Below are 17,256 nucleotides of genomic sequence, written 5' to 3' on the forward strand. Positions count from 1 at the left end.
AAGCCGTGCTCTTACAGATTCAGTCGAAACTGCTTGGGGGTGATGCCGAACTGTTTGCGAAAGGCCCGAATGAAGTTGCTCGGCTGGCGGTAACCGAGGCGTTCGGCGATGCGTTCGATCGGCTGGTCACCGGCCGTCAGCCAGTGCCGCGCCATGTCCAGGCTGTCGCTGCGAGCGTGTTGCGCCGCCTCGGTTTGCCAGTGGCGGAGCATGCTTTGATGCAGAAACGGATTCGCACCGAGCAAGGGTTCGTCAAGGCTGGCCGACGGCAGTTGCAGGCACGGATGCGCGCCCTCTTGCACCTCAATGCCAACGCTGCGCAACCAGTCGCCGGCCGCTTGCTGCGGTGTCAGGCTGACACCGACAAACATCTCCCCCGGCGCCCGCCCGACGCGCCGGGCGATGTTGCGCACCAAGGTCAACGTCGCGGCGTCCAGACCATAAAAGTGCGGCTGCCCGTGGGCGGCGCGCAGGTGCAGTCGGGCCTGCCCGTCAACCTCTTCGAGTTCGGCCACCACGTAGTTGGTCACCCGTGGCAGGAACCCGGTAAAACAGGCCAGGCTGGCACGCAATGTCGCGGCGGAGTCCAGCAGGATGTTCAAGCCTTGCAGACAGGTGGTCGCCATGCTGTTCACCAATTCGCAACCGAACGTGGCAGCAACGCCCGCGTGCTCGCATTCGCGCCACAGCTGTTCGACCAGGTGCGCGGGGATGTGCTGACCCTGTCCGTCGAGCCACGACAGGCTGATGCCGGCGCGCTGCAGTAACTGGTCCTGGCACAGGCCGGACTGCCGGGCATGGTTGAGAATGGTTCGGGTAAACGCACTGGAAGCGAAGGATTGATCAGGCATGGCAGGCTACGGCGAGAAGACAGGGTTGTACTTATGCCAGTCGCCGTGTTATCGATCAAATGCATTAAAAGTATCCGCCGAATGCAGGAGACGCATGATGGACTTACGCCAGCTTCGACACCTCGTGGCCCTCGCCGATTACCGCAGTTTTGGCCGCGCCGCCGAGGCGATCAATCTCAGCCAGCCGGCATTCAGCCGCAGTATCCAGACCCTTGAACGGGACCTTGATTGCGCGCTGGTGGAACGCAGCAGTCGCGAGTTCCGCCTCACCGGCCAGGGCGAACTGGTGTTGCAACACGCCCGGCGCCTGCTGGCCGGCAGTCAGGCATTGCACAACGAATTGACCCAATACAATGGCCTGACGGGTGGCGAGTTGCATTTCGGCTGCGGCCCGTATCCGGCGCAGCTGCTGGTGCCCGAGGCGCTGGCAGAGTTTATCCAGGCCCATCCGGCGATCCGCACGAGTTTCCACCTCGGCGACTGGGAACAACTGGCGCTGTGGCTGCGCGAGCAACAGATCGAGTTCCTGGTGGCCGATTCGCGTTATTTCACCGGCGATCCGCGGTATCAGGTGCAACTGCTGCGACCCCGGCGCGGGCGGTTTTTCTGCCGGATCGATCACCCGTTGGCGACACGGAAAAACCTGACCCTGCGTGCCCTGCTCGGCTATGCCGTGGTCGGTACGCGGATTCCACCGATGATCCGCAAGATCCTGGCCGACGTGCAGGGCGAACCGGACTTCAACCCCAGCGTCGAATGCGCGCAATTCGACGCGATCCGCCGAGTGGTGATGCACTCCGACGCCGTCGGCATCGCGACCATGGAAGCCCTGGCTGAACCGGCCGAACAAGGACTCATCCGCCTGCTGGATTTTGTCGACGTCCCCAGCGATGACCCCGGCCTGCAACTGCACTACGGCATTGTCAGCCGCTCCGGCTACTCGCTGACACCGGCGGCGTTGGCGATGGTCGATGCGGTTCTGGCGGTTGACCAGCGTTTGCTGGCGGTGGATCGGCCGCAGTAAAGTCGCATCCCCGCTATCCCTGTGGGAGCGAGCTTGCTCGCGAAGACGGTGTGTCAGTCACACTCATCACTGGCTGACACAATGCCATCGCGAGCAGGCTCGCTCCTACAGGGGTTCTGTGCAGCTTTTGGACTAGGCGCGACGTGCGAGCGACTGCACCGCTCGCGGCGCGCCCAGCGCACGCAGCAGGCAATGCATCGCTTCCTCCCGGCTGCGCTCGAAGCGGTAACGGGCTTCGATGTACAGCGCCAGTTTCAGCTCCACCGGTTCGTCCAACGGCAACGGCACTTGCTGCAACCCCAGCACGGTGGCGACCCGGCTCGGCAGGCTCATGCCGAACGGCTGCCGATCGGCGATCAATTTCGCCGCCAGTGTGCTTTGGGTATTCACCGCCACCGTTCGGCGCAGGCTTTTCAAACCGAGGTACAAATCCACCGGGCTTAGGCCATCGCGACGGCTGGAAATCTGGATCTGTGGCTGCTGCAGATACGCTTGCAGCGTGCGCGGCGGTTCCTTGAGCGCGTCGCCGTAGGCAAACACGTAATGGTCGGCCGGCAACACCTGCTTGTGCAGACCGGCGAGCCCGGCCAGCGGTTGATCGAGGTCGATCAGAATGTCGAGCTTGCCGCTCGCCAGTTCCTGCAAGGCATCGCGACGGCGAGGCTGGAAGTATCGGACCTGCCAGTCGGCATGCGGCGCTTCGAGCAAGGCGTCTAGCAGCACCGGTTGCAGGCAGTCCAGGCAACTGATGCGCAGCAACGGGTTGTTCTGCCGCGCGGCCGGAATCATGCGCAAACCATCGCGCAACGATTCCAGGGCGGCGCGCACATAGTCGGCCAGCCGATGCGCCACCAGCGTCGGCGTCACGCCGAGACGGCTTTTGATGAACAGCGGATCGCCGCACAATTCACGCAAGCGCCGCAGCGCGTTGCTCATGGCCGGCTGCGACAGGCACATCACCTCGGCCGCGCGGGTGACGCTGCGTTGTTGGTAAATCGCGTCGAAGGCGAGCAGCAGGTTCAGGTCGAGCTGGCGTAAATCAAGCATGGTCTTGCTCCGGCAAATCGCTTAACGTCGGGCAGCCTAACCAGTGTCCCGAAACAAGCTGTGAGCCCTACATGACAAAAAGCGATCAGCCACTGCTCCATCAACCAGTGCCCAATGCGTTTTATGCGCCGACCTTGCTGCCGGCCATCGAAGAACTGCTGGGCCGAGGCATTGCCCGGGAAACCCTCGAAGGCCTGTTTCGCCGCAGCCTGTTCGAACTGCGTGCGCCGTTCATGCGTATTCCGTTGTTCCTTTCGCGTCGCTTCTGGGCGTTTGCGCTGGAGCAGACTGGCGACCCGTTGATCGGTCTGGCGGCGGGCCGACGCTTCGTCTCCACCTCCACCAATGGCCTGACTTACCTGTTCGACGTCGCGGCATCACTGGAAAGCGCCTGCAATTATTTCGAGCGATTCTTTCCGTTCTTCAACGGGCACTTCCGGGCGCAGATCGTGCGTGACGATGACGGCGTCGAGTTGCGGCTGCTGGACTGCGGCAGCTTGAAAGCCTGTGCGTCGACCACCGATTACATCGTGATCAGCCTGTGCAGCATGCTGCGTCGCAAATTCCTCGCCAGTGGGCTGGAGCGTGATCCGATTATCGAGATCGGTCTGGCGTGGCCACGTACCGCCAACCCGCAGGCGCATGAACAGGCATTCCGCGCGCCGGTGAAGTGGGCACAGCCACATCATTCGATCCGCCTCGATCCGCAGTTGTTTGTGACAGCGTTGACGCCGGGCAACCATGAGCTGGAACAAACGCTGGTGGACCTGCTGGAGCAGACTCGGCGCAACAGCGAACCGACGTTGCTGGAGCAGGTCAGCGACCATCTGATTGCGGACCTTGCCCGCGCAAACTGGCAGCAGTTTTGCGCCGACCATCACTGGCTGGAACGCACGGCGGCGCGGCGCTTGAAGGCCTTGGGCTGGAGTTTTTCCGAGTTGCAGGACGAGTATCGCCGTTGCCTGGCCGAGGATCTGTTGCAGGCAGCGGATCTGGAGTTGGTGGAGATATCGGATCGGCTGGGGTACAGCGATGTGCAGAGTTTCAACCGCGCGTGTTTGCGGTGGTTGGGGTGTGCGCCGGGGGTGTACCGGACGAGATGGGCACAATCTTCAGATTTGTTCTGACCGGCAGGGCCTCTTCGCGGGCAAGCCTCGCTCCTACAGGGTTTTGTGAACGCCGCAAATCCTGTAGGAGCGAGGCTTGCCCGCGAAGGGGCCGCCCCAGACACCTCATAACCTCACTGCCCCACCGCCACACTCGTAGCCGCCTGCCCCGGCGTCACAATGCTCTTCAGGTCAATGTACTTCCACTCAGGCTTGGCCCCCAGCCGCGCATTGAACCGGTAGTTGAACGTAAAGTCGTCCGCCGTCGGCACGCTCAACGGCTTGCCATAAACCGCCTCGATCCCCGCCAGGTCATACCCCATCAACTGCAACAGCGTCGGAAAGATGTTGTAGTGACTCGACCGATTCTTGTTCGCGGTCAGCGCCTTCTGCCAATCCAGTGTGCGCAACTGATCCCCTTGAATCACCACCAGCGGCACCAGGCCCTCTTCCTCCACCGGATCTCCGCCGCAGTGCGTATTCAACCCGGGGTTGCCCCGCTCATGCAGGTCTTGCCCGTGGTCCGAGGTGTAAATCAGCAGCGCATTGCTCATGTCCGCCTTGGCAAACACCCGTGAGAAAAACTCCCCAACGTTCCACAGCAACGTGTTCTTGTAGGCATTGCGGTACAGCACCCAGTCATCCGGCTGACCGTTGAAGCCATCCCGCTTGCCGGTGTCCACGATCTCGACAAATTGCCCCCGGGGCAACGTCGGACGATACGCCATGAACGCATCCGGGTACTTGTCGTGCACCGGGAAATGCGCGCCCACCTTGTTGATCACCACCAGCTCAGGCTTACCGTCGTTGAGCAGGTCGATCAGCTTCGCCGCTGTCGCCATGTCGCGATCGCGCACGCTGGTCTGGTCGAATTGCACAAACTCGTCGATGTCCTTTTTCTCGGCATCGTTCATCAGGTTCTGCAAGTTGCCGCCGGTACGCTGGGCATCGATGTAGACGGTGCGCAGGCCGGCTTTCTTCGCGTACTGCCAGATCGACGGCATCGTGCTGTTGATGCGCATGTAGTCGGCGCGGGTGCCGCCGTAGCGCAGGGTGATGTTGGTGTCGGCGCTGCAATTGGCAATGGACGCGGCGTAACCGTAATTGAAGATCTCGACCCCCGGGCGCGGTTCCTTGAGGTTGCTGTGCACACCGAACGGCGCGTTGATGTCCAGGTAGTTGCCGGAAATGCTTTCATCGATGATCAGCACGATGTCGTGCCCCGGAGGTGAGTCGTTGCGCGCCAGGCTCACTGATTCGCGCGGGCCGACGGTGTTGTGCAGGGCTTCGTAGGTAAAGAGGTTCAAATAGGCCAGCGGCGTGTACATGATCGGCAGGCCGCGGGCACCTTCGCCGGCTCGCACGAACAATACCGCGCTGAGCAACAGCACCCCGAGCACCGGCGCCGCCACCAGCAACGCACCGGGCAACGGCATGCGCCGACGCGGCTTGAGCCCGATGCCAAACAGCAGAAGCAAGCCGGCGACCACCCCACTGATGATCGCGTCGCGGTATTGGTACGCCGCCTCCTGGATGAACCCGCCGGAGTACACCAGCGACACAAAGCTGCTGTACGTCAGGTAATCGGCCGTGACGCGCGTATAAACATCGAAAAACACCGCCGAGACAAACATCGCCAGGGCGAACACATGCCGGAGCAGTGTCTGGCGAATGTAGGCAGTCATGAAAAGCGCCACTGTCAGCGCGATAAACATCCCGCCAAACAGCAGCACCGGGAAGCCGATGCCCATGGCGCTGAGGCGTTCCAGGTAATAGTCGTAGCTCTTAACTAAATAGAGAACCAAGAGCAGTTCTTTGAGGTATCGAATCATAGTATTTCCGATGCTCGCGGCCGTCCGTTGGACAATAGATTGTCGGCCATTTTTTGACACTAGCACCGGGACATCAAAGCGCAAGAAATGTCGGGTTTTTCGACAAAGCGTCAAAAAAACGTTGACTCAAATCTGACACACCTGACCGGCTGTAACCCTTGTATTTCAAGCCTTACGACCGTTTATCGTTTTCTTCGAAATGTGAAAAACCTGCCAAAACCGCGGCAAATCCAGCTGCGGCAAGCACTTGATGGCAAATCGCCCCGAAATTGGGGCTGTTCTAGCAAAGCAACATGTCATTTTGCTGACACGTTTTCCCAGCGCTGGGCTATACCCCTTTTGACAGTCTTATTTCAGTTCTTTCAACCGTCTTACGAGGCACGCCAATATGGACGTGAGCGTATTTGGTACGGGCTACGTCGGCCTGATACAAGCAGCGGCACTGGCCGATGTCGGGCATCGCGTCTTATGTGTCGACATTGATCCGAACAAGATCAAACAACTGCAACAGGCCGTGCCACCGATCAGCGAACCGGGGTTATCCGGCACGCTGGAAGAGAACATCAAGGCCGGCCGTTTGCTGTTCACGACCCAGGCCAGCGATGCGGTCGAACACGCTGAGCTGATTTTCATCGCCGTCGGCACGCCCGCCGACGAAGACGGTTCGGCCGACCTGAGCCACGTCCTGAATGTGGCCCGCCAGATCGCCAGTTACATGGAGGCCGATCGCACACTGATCATCAAGTCCACCGTGCCGGTCGGCACCGCGGACCAGGTGGCCGCCACCGCCAACGAAGAACTGCATCGCCGCGGCAAGATCGCCTTGAACGTGCGGGTGGTGTCCAACCCCGAGTTTCTCAAGGAAGGCAGCGCCCTCGCCGATTGCATGCGCCCGGACCGGATCATCGTCGGCACCGACGACGACGAAGCCCGCGGCCAGCTGAGCGAGCTCTACGCGCCGTTCTGCCGCAACCATGAAAAAATCATGTTCATGGACAACCGCAGCGCCGAGCTGACCAAGTACGCGGCCAACGCGATGCTCGCCACGCGCATCAGTTTCATGAACGAACTGGCCAACCTCACCGAACTGCTGGGCGCGGACATCGAAGCGGTGCGCAAAGGCATCGGTTCGGACCCGCGCATCGGTTACCACTTCATCTACCCCGGTTGCGGCTTTGGTGGCTCGTGCTTCCCCAAGGACCTGCGCGCCCTGCTGCACACCGCTGAACACAATGGCATGCCGTTGCGTCTGCTGCGCAGCGTCACTGACGTCAACGACAGTCAGCGCCACATCCTCTTCAGCAAACTGAAAGCGCAATTCCCCAACGGGCTGGCCGGCAAATCCATCGCAATCTGGGGCCTGGCGTTCAAGCCCAACACCGATGACATGCGCGAAGCCCCCAGCCGTTACCTGATGGAAGCGCTGTGGGCCGAAGGCGCGAGCGTGCAGGCTTATGACCCGGAAGCCATGTCTGAATGCCGGCGCATTTACGGCTACCGCAATAACTTGCACCTGTGCGCCACCCGCGACGACACCCTGGAAGACGCCGACGCCTTGGTGATCTGCACCGAGTGGAAGAATTTCCGCGTGGTCGACTTTGACTTGCTGGCGAGCAAATTGCGTTCACGGGTGATCGTCGACGGTCGCAACCTCTACAACCCGGAACAAGTGGCGGCGGCCGGTTTGCACTACAGCGGCATCGGCCTGCGGCACATCGTTCCCGAGGCGCCGCGACCATGAAGATTCTCGTCACCGGAGCGGCCGGTTTCATTGGTGCCCACTGCGTATTGCGGCTGATGCGCGACGGGCACGACGTGTGCGGGCTGGATAATTTCAACGACTACTACGACCCGCAACTCAAACACGACCGCGTGGATTGGGTGCAGGAGCAGGTTGGCGTTTTCCAGCTCGCGACGGTTGACCTGGCCGATGGTCCGGCCATCGAGGCACTGTTTGTCCGTGAAAAACCCGAGGTGGTGATTCACCTCGCGGCGCAGGCCGGGGTGCGTTACTCCCTGGAAAACCCTCGGGCTTACCTCGACAGCAATTTGAACGGGTTCCTCAACATCCTCGAAAGCTGCCGCAACCACCCGGTCAAGCACCTGATCTACGCCTCGTCCAGTTCGGTGTACGGCGCCAACCAGCACACGCCCTACTCGGTGAAGGACGGCGTCAACCACCCGCTGTCGCTGTACGCCGCGACCAAGAAAGCGAACGAGCTGATGGCCCACAGCTACAGCCATCTGTTCGGCATTCCCTGCACCGGCCTGCGTTTTTTCACCGTGTACGGGCCTTGGGGCCGGCCCGACATGTCGCCGATCCAGTTTGCCCGGGCGATTGCCGAAGGTCAGCCGTTGAAGTTGTTCAACTACGGCGAGCACCAGCGCGACTTCACCTACATCGACGACATCATCGAAAGCATCACGCGCCTGATCGAACGTCCACCGCAAGCCAACGCCGAATGGGACCGCGAACAACCGGACCCGGCCAGCAGCATGGCGCCGTGGCGGATCTACAACATCGGCGGCCAGCACCCGGTTGAGCTCAAGGATTACCTGGCGCTGCTGGAAAAACACCTAGGACAAAAAGCCCTCGTCGAGTTGCTGCCTTTGCAGCCAGGCGATGTGTTCAACACCTGCGCCGATGCCAGTGACCTGGCTCGGGCAACCGGATTTCAGCCTTGTATCGAGCTGGATGAGGGACTCGGGCGCTTTATCGCCTGGTTCCGCGATTACTACCCACTGCCTATCGCCCACGCGCCGCTAGCGGCTGAACTTCAGCGGAGGATTCCATGACTGGACATGAAAAAACGGTGCCCGTGCAACAGATGCGCCAAGACAAGCGCCTCGACCCGGAGCACCGAATGCGCCTCGATACCGCGATCCATATGCAGGGTCGCGGCTGGATGACCGGCCGTGACGGCGGTCGGCCGTGGACGTTGTCGCGCACCAATCGCGTTGTCGCCTGCTTCGGTGCGCTGGTGATTTTGGTGATGATCTCGCCCATCCTGCTGGGCCTGGCACTGGCGATCAAATTCAGCAGCCCGGGGCCGGTGATGTTCGTGCAAAAACGCACGGGCTACCGCGGTCGCAAGTTCGGCATGTACAAGTTCCGCACCATGGTGGCCAACGCCGAGGAGCTTAAGGAGTCCCTGCGTCACCTGAACAAGCACGGTGCCGACGCGATTGATTTCAAAATCGACAAGGATCCGCGCATCACCGGCATCGGTGGCTTCCTGCGGCGAAGCAGCCTGGACGAGCTGCCGAACCTGATCAATGTGGTTTTAGGCGACATGCGCCTGGTGGGCCCGCGCCCAACCTCGTTCAACGCCTACCGCTACAAGGACAATCACCTTGCACGCCTGAGCATCTACCCCGGCATGACCGGCCTGTGGCAAATCTCCGGGCGCAGCAATATCGACTTCGACCAGCGCGTTGAGTTGGACCTCAGCTATATCGCCGAGCAGAGCCTGTTGCTTGATCTGAAGATCCTGTTGAAAACCCCCTTCAAAGTGTTCAGCGGCCACGGAGCGAGTTAAATGGACGGTTCATCAGCCAAAAGCCTAAGCATTGCCAACCCGAGCGAGTCCAATCTGACTTCGACCGTGCTCGATCTTGATCTGCGGATCCTGTTCCTGACCGCCGCCAACCCCGGCGCTGGCACCACCACCAGTGCCCTGGCGCTGGCCAGCCAACTGGCGCAAATGAGCAGCGGCCAAGTGTTACTGGTCGATGCCAGCCATTCGGCGACCAACCTCACCCAGCAGTTGGGGCTGACTAAAGAGCGCGGTTTTCGCGACCTGCTGTTCAACACCCAGAGCCCGCCACTGCTGCAGGACTGCGTGGTGAATGTCTCCAGCCTGCCCTTCCACATCCTGCCCAACGGCCGGTTTGTGCGCGGCAACGAACACCTGACACCCGAACTCTTGGGCCCGTTGCTCGATCAGCTCGGCAGTCAGTATCGCTTTGTGGTGATCGACGGTGACGCGGTGTATTCCGCCGCCGACACCATGATCATCAGCACCCAGGTGGACGGCGTGATCATGGTCGTGCGCTCTGAAGACACGCGCTGGGAAGTGGCCCAGGCGGCGGTTCAGCGCCTGACCCAGGCCGGCGCGAAACTGGTCGGCAGCGTCTTCAACCGGCGCAAGTACTACATGCCGAAGTGGCTGTACAAAAACCTGTAAAGCAACCAGAAAGGGATGACGACATGAACGCCAAAATGCTTGTCCTGCTGTTGCTGCCGCTTGCAGGTTGCTCCAGCACTTCCGAAACCCAGCACATGCCGGTGAATATCCTCACGGCCGCGCCGGCCAATGCCCAGGCCACCGACATGCCCAAGGTCGAACAGACGTTGCGGCCACAGGATGTGCTGGACGTGATCTTCCGCATCAGCACCACCGGATCGAGTGCCTACCGCATCCAGTCCGGTGACCAGGTCGGCCTGAACTTCACTGCCGCCAGCCAGCTCAACGGCAATCAACTGGTGCTGCCCGATGGCACCATTGAACTGCCGGGCGCCAACACCTCGGTGAAAATCGCCGGGCTGTCGTCCGAAGAAGCGCGTCAGGAAATCCAGCGTGTCTACCAACGCAAGCAGCTGTTCCAGCCTAACCGCAATCAGCTGTCCGTGCAGGTCCTCAGCCCGCTGAGCGAAGAGGCGAACCTCAAAAGTGCCCTGAACCACCCGGGTACCGGCATGAGCCGGGAGATCACCGTGGGCACCGACGGCTACGCAAGCTTCCCGGAAATCGGCGCCGTGCCATTGCAAGGCATGACCGTCAATCAACTGGAAACCTTCCTCAACAAACGCTACGCACAACTGCCGGGGCGGATGACAGTCGACGTGCTGCTCAAGTCCACCGCCGGCAATGAAATCTACGTGCTGGGCGAAGTCGGCCAACCGGGTTCCTACCCGATCCGCCGGCCGGTCTCGGTGCTCGAAGCACTGACCCTGGCCCGTGGCAGCAACACCAAGGCGCGGCTCGATTCGGTGGTGATCATGCGTCGCAACGGTAACCAGGTTCAGGCCGTGCGTTATGACGTGGAAAAAGCCTTGTCGGGCGATGCGTCGCAGATTGCGTACCTGCAACCGGACGACATGCTCTATGTGCCCAAGACCAAACTGGCCAGCGCCGGTGAGCTCGCGCGGCAACTGGCGGACGTGGTGTTGTTCCAGGGCGTGGGCTTCAGCTTCGGCTACCGCGTCGACAACAAAGACAGTGACAGCAACTAACTCTCAGGTGACCGACCATGAATCCAAAGGAAAACTACCTGCACGAGTTCTTCAGGATCTTCTTCGCCAACAAGCAGTTGGTGAAGCGAGTCTTCCTGCTCTTTGCAGTGATCGCGCTGGTCTTGCCGCTGATGCTCAAACAGAGCTTCGATATCACCGCCCAGGTGATCGTGCAGTCCAAAAAACTTTCCCAGGGAGACGCCACGACGTCCCTCAACCAGGAGAACGCCTCGTTCATTCCACCGTCCCTGGCGGACATGGAAACCGAGAGCAATATCCTGCGCTCACCGGCGTTGATTCGGCAGACCATCAGCGAGTTGCGCGACAAGGGTGAGTACACGCCCACCCCTGGCGTGTTCAACAAACTGGTGACCCAGCCGATCAAAGAGTACGTCACCACCCCGCTGCGCGAATACGTGATCAACCCGGTGAAAGCCACTCTTGGCCTGGAAACCGATCCGGTGCGCGACACGGTGCTGGATGCACTGACCCAAGAGGCGATGGACAGTCTGAAAATCGAGACCCTGCCAGGCTCCAACGTGATTTCCATCATCTACAGCTTTGACAATCCGGCCCAAGGCACCAAGTTTGTCGCAACCTTGCTGCAGAACTACCTGACCAGCCGTCAGGAACTGCAGTCCATCGACTTGCCACAATCGTTCTACGAAACCAAAAAGAAGCAGTACCAAGTGCGGCTCGATGGCCTGGAAGGCACTCGGCTGGCCTTGCTTGAAGAAGTCGGCTCGTCCGATCCAAAGGAAGAAATCACCTTCCGCCTCAACGCCATCAACACCGAGGAGCAAGCGCTCAACCTGTACCGCGACCGCCTGCTGCAAAGCCAACGCTGGCTCGACTACCTGAAAACCAGCCTGGCCGCTGCCAGCAACTCCAAACTCAACGACTACACCTTCCCCTACACCTTCACCACCACCGTGGATAACGTGGCGTTTGAAGATCGCGAGATCAAACAGATGGGTGAGGCCCTGACCACTCAGGTCAGCCGCTACATGAACGACCTGGCGATCTTCCAGCCAAGCAGCGAGCCGATGTTGCTGACCCGCGAGCAAATCGCCCGCACCCGTCAGCAGTTTCTGAAAGTGGTCAGCAACCGGATTCAGGAGCGCACCACCGACCTGGCCGTTGTCAGTTCAGTGATCAACCAGAAAACCGCGCGCATTGCCGAGTTCAAAGACCGCATCCACCAGTTGCAGAAAACCCAGAGCAAGCTGCGGCAGATGGACACCGAGATCAACGGCTTGCACGCGGCGTTCTCGACTTACGCCCAGCGCTTCGCCGAAAGCAGCACCTCTCGCTCGCTGGACAACGACCTGTCCAACGCACGGGTACTCAGCCCGCCGTATGAGCCTACCGAAGCCGCGTTCCCGAAACCGATACTGATCATTCCGTTCGGCTTGTTCACCGGTCTCTTGCTGGCGATTGCCCTGGTCTATGTGCGTGAGTTCTTTGATCACCGTTTCAAACACCCAGCGCAAATCACCCACGAACTGGGCTTGCCGGTGCTGTTGGTGATCAACGATCAAAACGTGGAACCGACCAATCCGCACAGCAACTGGTCCGTGCCTGGCCTCGTGCATTGGGTGCGCAATTGAACGCGCCGCTCATCCCTTCCCTGCCGATCATTCATTTGCTCAGCAGCGGTGGCTTCTACGGGGCTGAGCGGATGCTGCTGGACCATTGCCTGGCGACGCCGGGGCAGCACCAGGTGCTGTTTCTCGATGCGCCGCCAGACCTGATCGCACGGTTTCGCCAGGCGGGGGTCGACTGCCGGAGCTGCGCGGGGCTGGGGCCATTGCTCGCGCATTTGCGCCAGCGCCGGGCGGAACGGCCGTTGATCAATACGCACAACTTCAAGGGCCTGTTGTTTGGCTGGGTGGGCGCAACGTTGTTGCGCCTTCCGCTGGTGATTACGCAACACGGTTTTACCCCGCGCAGCCGCAAGCAGAAGTTCTACACCTGGCTGAGCTTGCAACTGTGCCGCACCGCGTCGGTAACTCGCGTGGTCTGCGTCGCCGAAAGCATTGCCGTGTTGTGCCGCCAGGCCAGTGTCCGTGCGGAAAAGCTGCAAGTGATTCCCAATGGTTTACCGGCGGCTACCGGACTGCTGCCGCACAGCGTGGACCGCCAGCGTTGGCTGGCCGGTTACGTCGGACGGCTGAGCAGTGAAAAAGGCCCGGACTTTTTTCTCGATGCGCTGATTCCACTCTGTCAGCAACACCCGCAACTGGACGCCGTGATGCTCGGCGACGGCCCGGAACGGGAGACGCTGCTGGCGCGCATCAACGAAGCAGGTTTGCAAAACCGCATCACCCTGCCGGGTTACCAGACCGACATGGGTAAGTGGTGGCAGCAACTCGATGCGCTGGTGATCAGCTCGCGCACCGAAGGCACGCCGATGATTCTGCTCGAAGCGATGCAAGCCGGCGTGCCGGTGGTGGCGTTTGGCGTCGGCGGGATTCCCGATGTGCTGCAAGACCGGCACAACGGCCTGCTGGCGACACCTGCCGACAGCGCCGCCCTCGCCCGCCAGATCGGCTCGTTGTTGACTGAACCGGCCATGGCCCGCGAACTGATCGACAACGCAAAACGTACGCAATTGGACCGTTACGACCTCAAGGCCCTGGCCGAACGCTGGTCGCAACTTTATCTCCGTACTGCACGGGAGGCACGCGCGTGATCTTTCCGCTCTCGATCGTCAGTTTGTTTGGCCTGGTCTGCCTCGGTTTGCTGGCCAGCCCTTATCCGTATCTGGCGCCGGGGGCGGTGCTGGCCCTGGTGGGTGTCGCGCTGCTTTACCGCAAACCGGCCTGGGGCTTGCTCGGGATCGCGGCACTGATACCGTTCGAAGGTTTCTTCAAGGACAGTTCGCTGTCGGGCACCAAGTTCCTCGGCGCCTCACTGGCCGTGATCCTGATGCTGCAACTGGCCATCCACCAGCTCCCGTCCGAGCGCCTGCGCAGCAACATCTGGCGCTACCTGATCTGGTTCATGGTCTTGTACCTGCTGAGCGTGATCAACACCGATAACATGGCCATGTCGATGGGGCATCTGCGGGAACTGAGTGTCGGCCTGGTGCTGTTTGTGATCACCCTGCTGATCGGCCGCGAGCTGAACATGGACCTGTTCGCCAGATTGGTCACGCTCAGTGTCACGGCGACCTGCGTGCTGGCGGTGTTCTCCAGCAAGTATCAGGACCAGGGGCGCGCCGCAGGCCTGCTGGAAGACCCGAACGCCTTTGCCATGCTGATCGCCTTCGCCGTGCCACTCGCCTTGCTGCTGGTGGTCCGCAGTCCGAACTTTTTGCATCGGCTGTTCTGGGTCGGGTGCTGCATTTTGCTGCTGGGCGGCATGACCAAAACCGAATCCCGTTCGGGGCTGGTGGTGCTGTTCCTCAGCCTGATGATTGGCGCCTGGCACTACCGCGCCGAGCTGAAACGCATCCGTCCACGGCATCTCGGGTTCGCGATGCTGGGTCTGGTGATCGTGATTCCGCTGGCCCTTTATGCGATGCCGAAGGGTTACATCGAGCGCATACAGTCCTTGAGCATTTTGAGCGCCGGCGCCAAGAGTCAGGATCAATCCCTCGGCCGTCGCGCCTCGTACATTGTGGTCGGCAGCCAGATGATCCGCGAGAACCCGCTGCTGGGCACCGGCCCCGGGACGTTCCCGCTGCACTACGCCACCACCGGGTATGCCAAGGCGTTTTCGGCCAACCGCAAAATCGGCGACTTGTACCGCCGCGCCCACAACACCTACCTGGAAATCTTCAGTGAACTGGGGATTCCCGCCGGCCTGCTGTTTGTCGGCATGCTCACCCTCGGCTTGTACAACCTGGTCCGCGCCCGTCGTGTGTGGATGCAGCGACGCAACCGAGAGCAGGCGGATTTGCTGACGCACCTGAGCATGAGTTTTCTGTCGCTGACCCTGTTTTTGATGTTCCTCAGCGCACCCAACCAGAAGTACGTGTGGATCATGCTCGCCCTGACCAGCGTGCTGCGTTTGAAAGCCGAAGAAAGCCCACTCGTGGAGGCCAAGGCATGACCCGCATCAGCATTGTCATTCCGATGTACAACGAAGCCCCACACATCGCCCGGACCCTGCTGGCTGCGCAACGCGCCGCCATCGCCGCCGGAGTGCAATGCGAACTGATCGTGGCCGACAACGGCTCCGAGGATCAGGGCCCGCACATCGCCCGGCAAATGGGCGCGCAAGTGCTGGTGCTGCCGGGCTTGCTGATCGGCGCCTTGCGCAATCGCGGCGCTGCCGTCGCCACCGGTAAATGGCTGGCCTTCCTCGATGCCGATATCGAAGTGCCCGAGGACTGGCTGACCCTGTTATTGAGAATCGAGCCTGCGGTTCATGTCGACGTCCTCGGACTGGATTTGCACACCCCGGCGCAAGCCCCCTGGTATGCCGATGCCTGGCAACGCCGGCTGTTGCGCCCCAGTGCGGAAACGGTGCAAACCGTGCGCTGGTTGCCCAGCGCCAACCTGCTGATGCGCCGCCATTGGTTCGACACGGTCGGGGGTTTCAATGAAAGCCTGCGTACCGGCGAGGACAAGGACTTCACCATGCGCCTTTCCCACGCCGGTGCGCGCCTGCTGTCGGTCAACCAGAGCGTTGCCTTGCATTGGGGTTATGAAGCCAGCTGGCGCGAATGGATGGGCAAGGAATTCTGGCGTCAGGGCAGTCACCTGCAGTTACTGCGCAGCAACGGCATGAGCCTGCGTTTGCTGCGCTTCCCAATGCTGTCGATAGCCGCCTGGGTGCTGGACATTGCGGCGCTTTTTGCCCTGCTCAACGGCCAAGTCCATCTGACACTGTTCTTCTTGCTGGTGACCAGTCTGCCCGCGCTCGCCCTGAGCATGCGCCAGAGCATGAAACACCGTGACCTGGGCCTGACGCTGCAACTCTGGGGCCTGCATTGGGTGCGTCTGCAACTGGCCGGTGCCGCGTTCATCCTCAGTCTTTGTCATTGGAATGCCAGGAGGCCCGCCCGTGGCTGAGTTCATTTTCTGGTTGTGCCTGTTGCTGCCGGTTTACGCCTATCTCGGTTATCCGCTGCTGTTGACGCTGCTGGCGCCGTTTTTTGCTTCGCGGCGCCATGCGCCGCCGGAACCGATGAACATCAGCATCGTGATTGCCGCGCACAACGAAGCGCGGCACATCGAACACAAACTGCGCACCTTGCTCGCTCAGGATTATCAGCCAGCCTCGCTGCAGATCATTCTGGCCAGCGATGGTTCGACTGATGACACCGTGGCCTGTGCACGCAAGGTCATGGACCCACGCATCACCATTCTCGACCTGCCCCGCCAGGGCAAGGCCGCGACCCTGAATGCCGGCGTTGCGTTGAGCACCTGCGATATTCTGGTGTTCACCGATGCCGACAACCAATGGTCCCGTAACACCCTCGGTCACCTGCTTGCACCCCTGTGCGACCCGCAGGTCGGCGCGTGCGCCGGGCACATGGTGATCCCGGTCACCGGCGGTGGCCTGAGCATCGGCGACAGCTTCTATCGGCATTACGAAGGCTGGCTGCGCAGGGTGGAAAACCGCACTGGCTGCATGGTCTCCGCCGACGGCGCCCTGCTCGCCCTGCGCCGTGAGTTGTTCCAGGACATCCCGGCCGAGGTCAACGATGACTTCTTCATCAGCACCTGCGCACCGATGGCATTCAAGCGAATTGTCTATGTGCCCGAGGCGCAGGTGATCGACCAAGGCGTCGATGAAGCGGACAAACAGTTCCGCCGTCGCCAACGGGTCACCGTCGGGGGTTTGCAAAGCCTGGCCCAGCGCCGCGAGCTGCTCAATCCGCTGAAGCATGGCCTGTATTCGATTGCCTTGATCAGCCACAAATTGATCCGCCGACTGGCGCCGATCCTGTTGCTGCCGCTGTTGCTGAGCAATTTCTGGCTGTGGGAAGAACACGGTTTCTATCGCCTGAGCCTGGTCGCGCAACTGCTCGGTTACGCCGTGGCCATCGCCGGCCTGCTGGATTCGCAACACCGTTTACCCAAACTCTTTCGCCTCGCCGCGTTCCTTCTGGTGACCCTGGCCGGGATGAGTATCGGTCTGTGGCAGTTCCTGCGGGGGCAGCGGTACGCCCAGTGGAGCCCTGAGCAAAACCGTTGAGAGGACT

15 protein-coding genes are annotated in these 17,256 nt (G+C 61.0%); 12 read left to right on the forward strand and 3 right to left on the reverse strand.

Annotation, left to right across the window (positions count from 1 at the left end):
* Positions 1-11: 11 nt before the first annotated feature.
* A complete protein-coding gene (locus ACYZTM_RS03870) occupies positions 12-851 on the reverse strand; it encodes an AraC family transcriptional regulator (protein WP_461987162.1) in 840 nt (279 codons plus the stop codon).
* Between the two features lie 94 nt (positions 852-945).
* On the opposite strand from ACYZTM_RS03870, the gene ACYZTM_RS03875 reads away from it, so the two are divergent.
* On the forward strand, positions 946-1,875 hold the full coding sequence (locus ACYZTM_RS03875) for a LysR family transcriptional regulator (protein ID WP_256656997.1): 930 nt from the start codon (positions 946-948) through the stop codon (positions 1,873-1,875).
* A 132-nt stretch (positions 1,876-2,007) separates the two neighbouring features.
* Here the strand turns inward: ACYZTM_RS03875 and ACYZTM_RS03880 are convergent, their stop codons facing one another.
* A complete protein-coding gene (locus tag ACYZTM_RS03880) occupies positions 2,008-2,922 on the reverse strand; it encodes a LysR family transcriptional regulator (RefSeq protein WP_131062639.1) in 915 nt (304 codons plus the stop codon).
* Positions 2,923-2,993: 71 nt separating this feature from the next.
* Here ACYZTM_RS03880 and ACYZTM_RS03885 point away from each other — a divergent pair, with 71 nt between their 5' ends.
* On the forward strand, positions 2,994-4,049 hold the full coding sequence (locus ACYZTM_RS03885) for an AraC family transcriptional regulator (RefSeq protein ID WP_461987165.1): 1,056 nt from the start codon (positions 2,994-2,996) through the stop codon (positions 4,047-4,049).
* A 113-nt stretch (positions 4,050-4,162) separates the two neighbouring features.
* Here the strand turns inward: ACYZTM_RS03885 and ACYZTM_RS03890 are convergent, their stop codons facing one another.
* Positions 4,163-5,860 (reverse strand): sulfatase-like hydrolase/transferase, encoded by a 1,698-nt coding sequence (locus tag ACYZTM_RS03890; protein ID WP_461987167.1) that lies wholly within the window; start codon positions 5,858-5,860, stop codon positions 4,163-4,165.
* A gap of 388 nt (positions 5,861-6,248) precedes the next feature.
* Between ACYZTM_RS03890 and ACYZTM_RS03895 the strand changes: the two genes are divergently transcribed.
* The 10 genes from ACYZTM_RS03895 to ACYZTM_RS03940 are packed head-to-tail and all read left to right on the forward strand — an operon-like array spanning position 6,249 to position 17,249.
* Positions 6,249-7,601 carry a UDP-glucose dehydrogenase family protein gene (locus ACYZTM_RS03895; RefSeq protein WP_461987169.1) on the forward strand — a complete coding sequence of 451 codons (1,353 nt, stop codon included), beginning with the start codon at positions 6,249-6,251 and terminating at the stop codon, positions 7,599-7,601.
* The gene (locus tag ACYZTM_RS03900) at positions 7,598-8,656 is read left to right on the forward strand and encodes an NAD-dependent epimerase (protein ID WP_131062635.1); all 1,059 of its coding nucleotides are present in this window, start codon (positions 7,598-7,600) and stop codon (positions 8,654-8,656) included. The genes ACYZTM_RS03895 and ACYZTM_RS03900 overlap by 4 nt, the downstream gene beginning before the upstream one ends.
* Positions 8,653-9,399, forward strand: coding sequence for a sugar transferase (locus ACYZTM_RS03905; RefSeq protein WP_131062634.1), 747 nt, complete (start codon positions 8,653-8,655; stop codon positions 9,397-9,399). Before ACYZTM_RS03900 ends, ACYZTM_RS03905 begins: the two co-directional genes overlap by 4 nt.
* Positions 9,400-10,047 carry a CpsD/CapB family tyrosine-protein kinase gene (locus tag ACYZTM_RS03910; protein ID WP_131062633.1) on the forward strand — a complete coding sequence of 216 codons (648 nt, stop codon included), beginning with the start codon at positions 9,400-9,402 and terminating at the stop codon, positions 10,045-10,047.
* A 23-nt stretch (positions 10,048-10,070) separates the two neighbouring features.
* Positions 10,071-11,096, forward strand: a complete 1,026-nt coding sequence (locus ACYZTM_RS03915) for a polysaccharide biosynthesis/export family protein (RefSeq protein WP_131062632.1) — start codon at positions 10,071-10,073, stop codon at positions 11,094-11,096.
* A 17-nt stretch (positions 11,097-11,113) separates the two neighbouring features.
* Positions 11,114-12,706, forward strand: coding sequence for a GumC family protein (locus ACYZTM_RS03920; RefSeq protein WP_461987173.1), 1,593 nt, complete (start codon positions 11,114-11,116; stop codon positions 12,704-12,706).
* Positions 12,703-13,791 (forward strand): glycosyltransferase family 4 protein, encoded by a 1,089-nt coding sequence (locus ACYZTM_RS03925; RefSeq protein ID WP_461987175.1) that lies wholly within the window; start codon positions 12,703-12,705, stop codon positions 13,789-13,791. Before ACYZTM_RS03920 ends, ACYZTM_RS03925 begins: the two co-directional genes overlap by 4 nt.
* Entirely contained in the window at positions 13,788-15,155 is a 1,368-nt protein-coding gene (locus tag ACYZTM_RS03930) for an O-antigen ligase family protein (RefSeq protein ID WP_131062629.1), read from the forward strand. Before ACYZTM_RS03925 ends, ACYZTM_RS03930 begins: the two co-directional genes overlap by 4 nt.
* Positions 15,152-16,120: a glycosyltransferase family 2 protein gene (locus ACYZTM_RS03935; protein ID WP_461987177.1), complete on the forward strand. Its 969-nt coding sequence runs from the start codon at positions 15,152-15,154 to the stop codon at positions 16,118-16,120. The genes ACYZTM_RS03930 and ACYZTM_RS03935 overlap by 4 nt, the downstream gene beginning before the upstream one ends.
* Positions 16,113-17,249 (forward strand): glycosyltransferase, encoded by a 1,137-nt coding sequence (locus ACYZTM_RS03940; protein ID WP_461987179.1) that lies wholly within the window; start codon positions 16,113-16,115, stop codon positions 17,247-17,249. The genes ACYZTM_RS03935 and ACYZTM_RS03940 overlap by 8 nt, the downstream gene beginning before the upstream one ends.
* The last annotated feature ends 7 nt before the right edge of the window (positions 17,250-17,256 follow it).

The sequence above is a fragment of the Pseudomonas sp. MDT2-39-1 genome (assembly GCF_054898085.1).

Bases quoted from the DNA above. Each gene is read 5' to 3' on its own strand.
- ACYZTM_RS03870 (WP_461987162.1), bottom strand. From the start codon at position 851: ATGCCTGATCAATCCTTCGCTTCCAGTGCGTTTACCCGAACCATTCTC.
- ACYZTM_RS03875 (WP_256656997.1), top strand. From the start codon at position 946: ATGATGGACTTACGCCAGCTTCGACACCTCGTGGCCCTCGCCGATTAC.
- ACYZTM_RS03880 (WP_131062639.1), bottom strand. From the start codon at position 2,922: ATGCTTGATTTACGCCAGCTCGACCTGAACCTGCTGCTCGCCTTCGAC.
- ACYZTM_RS03885 (WP_461987165.1), top strand. From the start codon at position 2,994: ATGACAAAAAGCGATCAGCCACTGCTCCATCAACCAGTGCCCAATGCG.
- ACYZTM_RS03890 (WP_461987167.1), bottom strand. From the start codon at position 5,860: ATGATTCGATACCTCAAAGAACTGCTCTTGGTTCTCTATTTAGTTAAG.
- ACYZTM_RS03895 (WP_461987169.1), top strand. From the start codon at position 6,249: ATGGACGTGAGCGTATTTGGTACGGGCTACGTCGGCCTGATACAAGCA.
- ACYZTM_RS03900 (WP_131062635.1), top strand. From the start codon at position 7,598: ATGAAGATTCTCGTCACCGGAGCGGCCGGTTTCATTGGTGCCCACTGC.
- ACYZTM_RS03905 (WP_131062634.1), top strand. From the start codon at position 8,653: ATGACTGGACATGAAAAAACGGTGCCCGTGCAACAGATGCGCCAAGAC.
- ACYZTM_RS03910 (WP_131062633.1), top strand. From the start codon at position 9,400: ATGGACGGTTCATCAGCCAAAAGCCTAAGCATTGCCAACCCGAGCGAG.
- ACYZTM_RS03915 (WP_131062632.1), top strand. From the start codon at position 10,071: ATGAACGCCAAAATGCTTGTCCTGCTGTTGCTGCCGCTTGCAGGTTGC.
- ACYZTM_RS03920 (WP_461987173.1), top strand. From the start codon at position 11,114: ATGAATCCAAAGGAAAACTACCTGCACGAGTTCTTCAGGATCTTCTTC.
- ACYZTM_RS03935 (WP_461987177.1), top strand. From the start codon at position 15,152: ATGACCCGCATCAGCATTGTCATTCCGATGTACAACGAAGCCCCACAC.